This is a genomic window from Streptomyces caeni (assembly GCF_042678285.1).
In the GTDB taxonomy this organism is placed as follows: domain Bacteria; phylum Actinomycetota; class Actinomycetes; order Streptomycetales; family Streptomycetaceae; genus Streptomyces; species Streptomyces caeni.
Genome location: NZ_JBHUDX010000059.1, coordinates 1 through 4,645 on the forward strand (window position 1 = coordinate 1; position 4,645 = coordinate 4,645).

Sequence of the window (4,645 nt, forward strand, 5' to 3'; positions counted from 1 at the left end):
AAGCCCCCGCGCGCAGGCGATCTACCAAACTCCTGATCCGAACTCCAGACAGGACCTAGCGCCGAGCGCCCCGCCCGGCACGGGGCCGCGACCGCCCGGTCACGCCCCCGCGGTCGTGCACGGCCTCAGGTCGTGTCCGCCTGCCGCGAGGGTGCCGTCCGCAGCCAGTACATGGCCGACAGCGGCAGCAGGACAGGGATGAAGACGTACCCCATGCCGAAGTCGGACCACACGGTCGCGTCGGGAAAGGCGGACGGCTCGATCACCGTCCAGGTGCCCACGGTCAGGACGCCCGCCAGCTCGGCCGCGCAGCACACCAGCGCCGCCCTGCGGGCCTTCTCGCCGCCGCGCACCAGGGAGTACGTGATGAAGCCGTAGACGACGCCGGCCAGCGCCGACAGGGAGTACGCCAGCGGGGCCCTGTCGAACTGCGTCGAGATCTGTACGGCCGAGCGCGACACCGCGCCGACGACCATCACGCCGTACAGCCACACGAGCAGCATGCCGGGGCCGCCGACCAGCCGTGTCCGCTTCGGCGTCTCCCGGGGCACGGTCCCGTTCCCCTCCGTGGCCGTCATCTCAGCCTCCCCAGATGTCATACAGCCGTACCTCCAGCACGGCGAGCACCACGCCGCCCGCTGCGACCGTCACCGACCCCCACCGCGTGCGCTCGGCCAGTGACATGAAACCCGCCGCCGGGACGCAGGCGAAGGCGCCGAGCAGATACGCCACGAAGATCGTCGTGCCCTGCTCCGGCTTCTCGCCGCGCGCCAGCTGGACCACGCCGACGATCAGCTGGACGAGGGCCAGCAGCGTCACCACCGCCATGCCGGTGAAGTGCCAGTCCTTCGTGGGCTGATCACGGTAGGCCGCCCAGCCGCACCAGGCGGCGAGCAGCAGCGCGGCGACGCCGGTCACCAGCGTCAGGGCATCGAGCATGCCGTGACCCTATTACGGGCCGAACGCCCCAGCGTGCCCGCCCCCGGCCGTGCGGCTCACCCGCCCACGGTGCTGCCCGGCAGGCCCGCGGCCCGCCGCTCGGCATCCCGCTCGTCCTGACCGGGTGCGGTGGGCGGACCCCGTGGTGCGGTTCGGTGCTTCCATGCTGCATGCTGGGCAGTTCAGCAGGCACTGACGGTTTCCGAAGGTTACGGAGCGGCGCAATGACGAGCACCTTCCCCAACGTCTCCATCAGCACGGAGCGGTTGGTTCTGCGCCCTCTCGACGAGGACGACGTCCCCGCGCTGGCCGAGATGATGAGCGACGAACTGGTCGGTGCCTGGACGGACGTACCTCAGCCCTTCACCGAGGAGGGCGCCCGCACCTGGATCACCGAGTACGCGCCCGCCGAACGTGCCACGGGCCGCGGCCTCGACCTCGCCGTCGCCGAGTTCCTCACCCAGCGGCTGGTGGGGATCATCCAGCTCGGCCGGACCGACTGGCATGTGCGGTCCACCGAACTGTCGTACATCATCGCCCCCTGGGCACGCGGTGAGGGCTATGCCTCCGAGGCGGCGCTCGCCACCGCCCAGTGGCTCTTCGGGGACCAGAAGTTCGAACGGATCGAACTGCGCACCGCGGCCGACAACACGGCCTCCCAGCAGGTGGCCCAGAAGATCGGCTGCATCAGCGAGGGCGTCCTGCGCAACGCCTGCATAGCACACGTCCGCACCGGGGACGGCACCTGGACCGACGTGCGCACCGACTTCATCGTCTGGAGCCTGCTGCCGGAGGACCTCGAGGGGGTCGGCGAGGAGCTCGCCGACACCGGTGGTTTCACGTCGTTCCCGAACTGGAACTGACAGCGGGGGACCGCACCCGCCGGCCGAACCCTTGACGGGTGGACACCGGCCGGACCAGGTACCCTCACGGAGCCCGCCGTACGGGCTGCCCCTGACGACCTGCGCGAACTCCTGGAGACTGACGACGATGGCCGACCGGGTGACGGTGATCGGCTGGGACGGCTCACCGCTGACCGCGGCGGCGCGCTCCGCCCTCGGGGCCGCCACGCTCGTCGCCGGCGCGGCCCACCACCTCGCGCTCCCCGAAGTCCCTGGGACGGCCGAGCGCATCCGCCTCGGCAGCGTCGCCCTGTCCGCCCGCCGCATCGCCGCCCACCGCGGCACCGCCGTGGTCCTCGCCGACGGCGACCCCGGCTTCTTCGGCGTCGTCCGCACCCTGCGGGCCCCGGAGTTCGGCCTGGAGGTGGAAGTCGTGCCGGCCGTCTCCTCGGTGGCCGCCGCCTTCGCACGCGCCGGGATGCCCTGGGACGATGCACACGTGGTAGTGGCACACCGTCGCACGCTGCGACGCGCGGTGAATGTATGCCGGGCCCACACCAAGGTGGCCGTTCTCACCTCCCCGGGCGCCGGACCCGCCGAACTCGGCCTGCTCCTCGACGGGGTCCACCGCACCTTCGTCATCTGCGAGGAACTGGGCACCGAACGCGAACAGGTGACCGTCGTCACCTCCGACAAGGCCGCCGACCACACATGGCGCGACCCCAACGTCGTCATCGTCATCGGCGGACCGGTGACCGCGGCCGACGGCGGCGGCTGGATCGCCGGACGCGCCCCGGGAGCGGGACCGCGCGGCTGGGTGCTGCCCGCCGGGGCGTACGGCGGCGAGCTGGGCGAGGGCGAGACGGATCTGCTGCGCGCCGCCCAACTCGCCCGCCTGGGGCCGAGGGTGGGCGACCTCGTGTGGGACATCGGCGCCGGCGGGGGCGCGTTCGCCGTGGAGGCCGCACGCTGCGGGGCCGCCGTCATCGCCGTGGACCGCGACCCCGGCGCCTGCGCCCGCACGACGGCCACCGCCCGCCGCTTCGGCGTCCAGCTGCAGGTCGTGCACGGCACCGCCCCGCACATCCTGGAGAACCTCCCCGAACCGGACGTGGTACGCGTCGGGGGCGGGGGAGCGGCGGTCGTCTCGGCCGTCGCCGACCGGCGTCCGCAGTGCATCGTCGCGCACGCCGCGACCCGCGACGCGGCGGAACTCGTCGGCAGGGACCTGACCGAGCACGGTTACGACGTCGAGTGCGCGCTTCTGCAGTCGGTCGAACTCGACACACGGGCCTGGACGGAGAAGGAACGGAGCGTCGCGTTCCTGCTCAGCGGCCGATTGCCCGAACGCTCCCTGTGATCTGGTTGTCGTACCGGCGCGGTAGGCTGGCCGATCGTTGTACCGCACTTGGGTGATCCGGGCCTTCGTCAGTCAATGTCCGGAAAGCACGCCCCTTTTGGGACAGGTGTGGTACGGCAGAACCGGAGGGCGCGCAACGTGGCGCAGTCCACAGCGGGCCGTCGCGGATCATGCTGTCGCGACGGGAGGACGACCGCGACAATGCCATGGAATGGCTTTGTCGCCATTGATGGCGGGTCGTTCGTGCCGCTGGGCACGCACGCTCGTTCTTCACTGCGGGCGGTCGGCGCGCGCCGTTCCGGGCGAGTCGGCTGTAGAAGCACTAACCGATGGGCGAGGGATACGCATGACCGACACCGGCCAGGTCCCGGGCGAGGGGCTGCCGGAGAACGCAGGCATGGTGGAGCAGCCGGGCGTCCTCGCGCCGGGCGCGTACACCTACCTCGACCACTCCGGCACAGCCCCCGCCGAAGACGACGACCTGCTCCTGATGCCCGGCCAGCAGGGCGCGTGGGGCAACGAGCCGCCGCAGCACGCTCCGGCTCAGGCTCCGGCGCCGTTCGTCCACGAGCCGGGCCCGCACGAGACGGCCGGCCGGGACAGCGGCTCGCTCGACGTCGGAGCGGTCCGCACGCCGCCCGCGGGGACGCCCGTGCCGCAGTCGGCGCCGCGCCGCCCGCTGCACCTCGGCCCGCCCACCCCGGACCCCTCGTCGACCCTGGTCCGTTCGCTCTCCGACCGCGGTCCGGCGGACGCCCCGCTGCCTCCCCCGGGGCCGCCGACGACCGGCCCCGAGTACCTCGACGTGTCGCACCTCGGGGAGAACTCCCCGCAGGGAGCGGTGCCGTGGGGCGCCCCGCCGCAGGAGCAGACGGTGCCCCCGGGCAACCCCGCGGCGGACGCGGTCGCCCCGATGCCGGTGCCCGGGCCCGTGGCGCCGGTGCCCGAGCCGGTGACGGCACCGGCCCCCGCCGCACCCGAGGCCGTCCTCATGGCCACGGAGGGCTCCGAGCCACCGCAGGCGCCCGCCGCCCACACCGTCGCGGAGCCACCGCAGGCGCCCGCCGCCCACACCGTCGCGGAGCCGCCGCAGGCCCCCGGTGCGCTGCAGACCACCGGTGCGCCGCAGGACGGCCAGGGCATGCCGGGAGCCGCACCGCAGGCTCCGGACGCCGTGCACGCCATGCCGGCGCCCGAGGGGGCGGTCGACGCGTCCGTGAGCGCACCGGCCGCCGACGCCGTACCCGTCCCGGACGGTTCACCGGCCCCGGCCGCCCCGCAGCACCCCGAAGCCGCACCGGTGCAGCCGGCCGCCTCCGTCGCGCCGCAGGTTCCGCAGGCCGCCGTACCGGACGCGCAGGCCCCGGACGCCGCGTCCGTCGCGGCCGTGGCGAACGCCCCGCAGCCGGCGGACGACGCCGCGCAGGCCGGCGTGCCCGCCGACGGGGGCGCGTCGCGGCAGCTCGGCCTGACCGACGAGTCCGCGACCGCCGGGCTCACCCCG

4 protein-coding genes and 1 pseudogene are annotated in these 4,645 nt (G+C 73.9%); 3 read left to right on the plus strand and 2 right to left on the minus strand.

From position 1 onward, the window contains the following. Nucleotides 1-125: 125 nt before the first annotated feature. Nucleotides 126-578: a hypothetical protein gene (locus ACFSL4_RS21420; RefSeq protein ID WP_381085247.1), complete on the minus strand. Its 453-nt coding sequence runs from the start codon at nucleotides 576-578 to the stop codon at nucleotides 126-128. A 1-nt stretch (nucleotide 579) separates the two neighbouring features. Further along, nucleotides 580-939, minus strand: a complete 360-nt coding sequence (locus tag ACFSL4_RS21425) for a hypothetical protein (protein WP_381085250.1) — start codon at nucleotides 937-939, stop codon at nucleotides 580-582. Nucleotides 940-1,163: 224 nt separating this feature from the next. Here ACFSL4_RS21425 and ACFSL4_RS21430 point away from each other — a divergent pair, with 224 nt between their 5' ends. The 3 genes and pseudogenes from ACFSL4_RS21430 to ACFSL4_RS21440 form a co-directional block, all read left to right on the plus strand. Continuing rightward, a complete protein-coding gene (locus tag ACFSL4_RS21430; protein WP_381085252.1) occupies nucleotides 1,164-1,802 on the plus strand; it encodes a GNAT family N-acetyltransferase in 639 nt (212 codons plus the stop codon). Between the two features lie 127 nt (nucleotides 1,803-1,929). Continuing rightward, nucleotides 1,930-3,141: a precorrin-6y C5,15-methyltransferase (decarboxylating) subunit CbiE gene (gene cbiE, locus ACFSL4_RS21435; protein ID WP_381085255.1), complete on the plus strand. Its 1,212-nt coding sequence runs from the start codon at nucleotides 1,930-1,932 to the stop codon at nucleotides 3,139-3,141. A gap of 346 nt (nucleotides 3,142-3,487) precedes the next feature. After that, nucleotides 3,488-4,645: pseudogene (locus ACFSL4_RS21440) on the plus strand (nicotinate-nucleotide--dimethylbenzimidazole phosphoribosyltransferase); the annotation flags it as partial.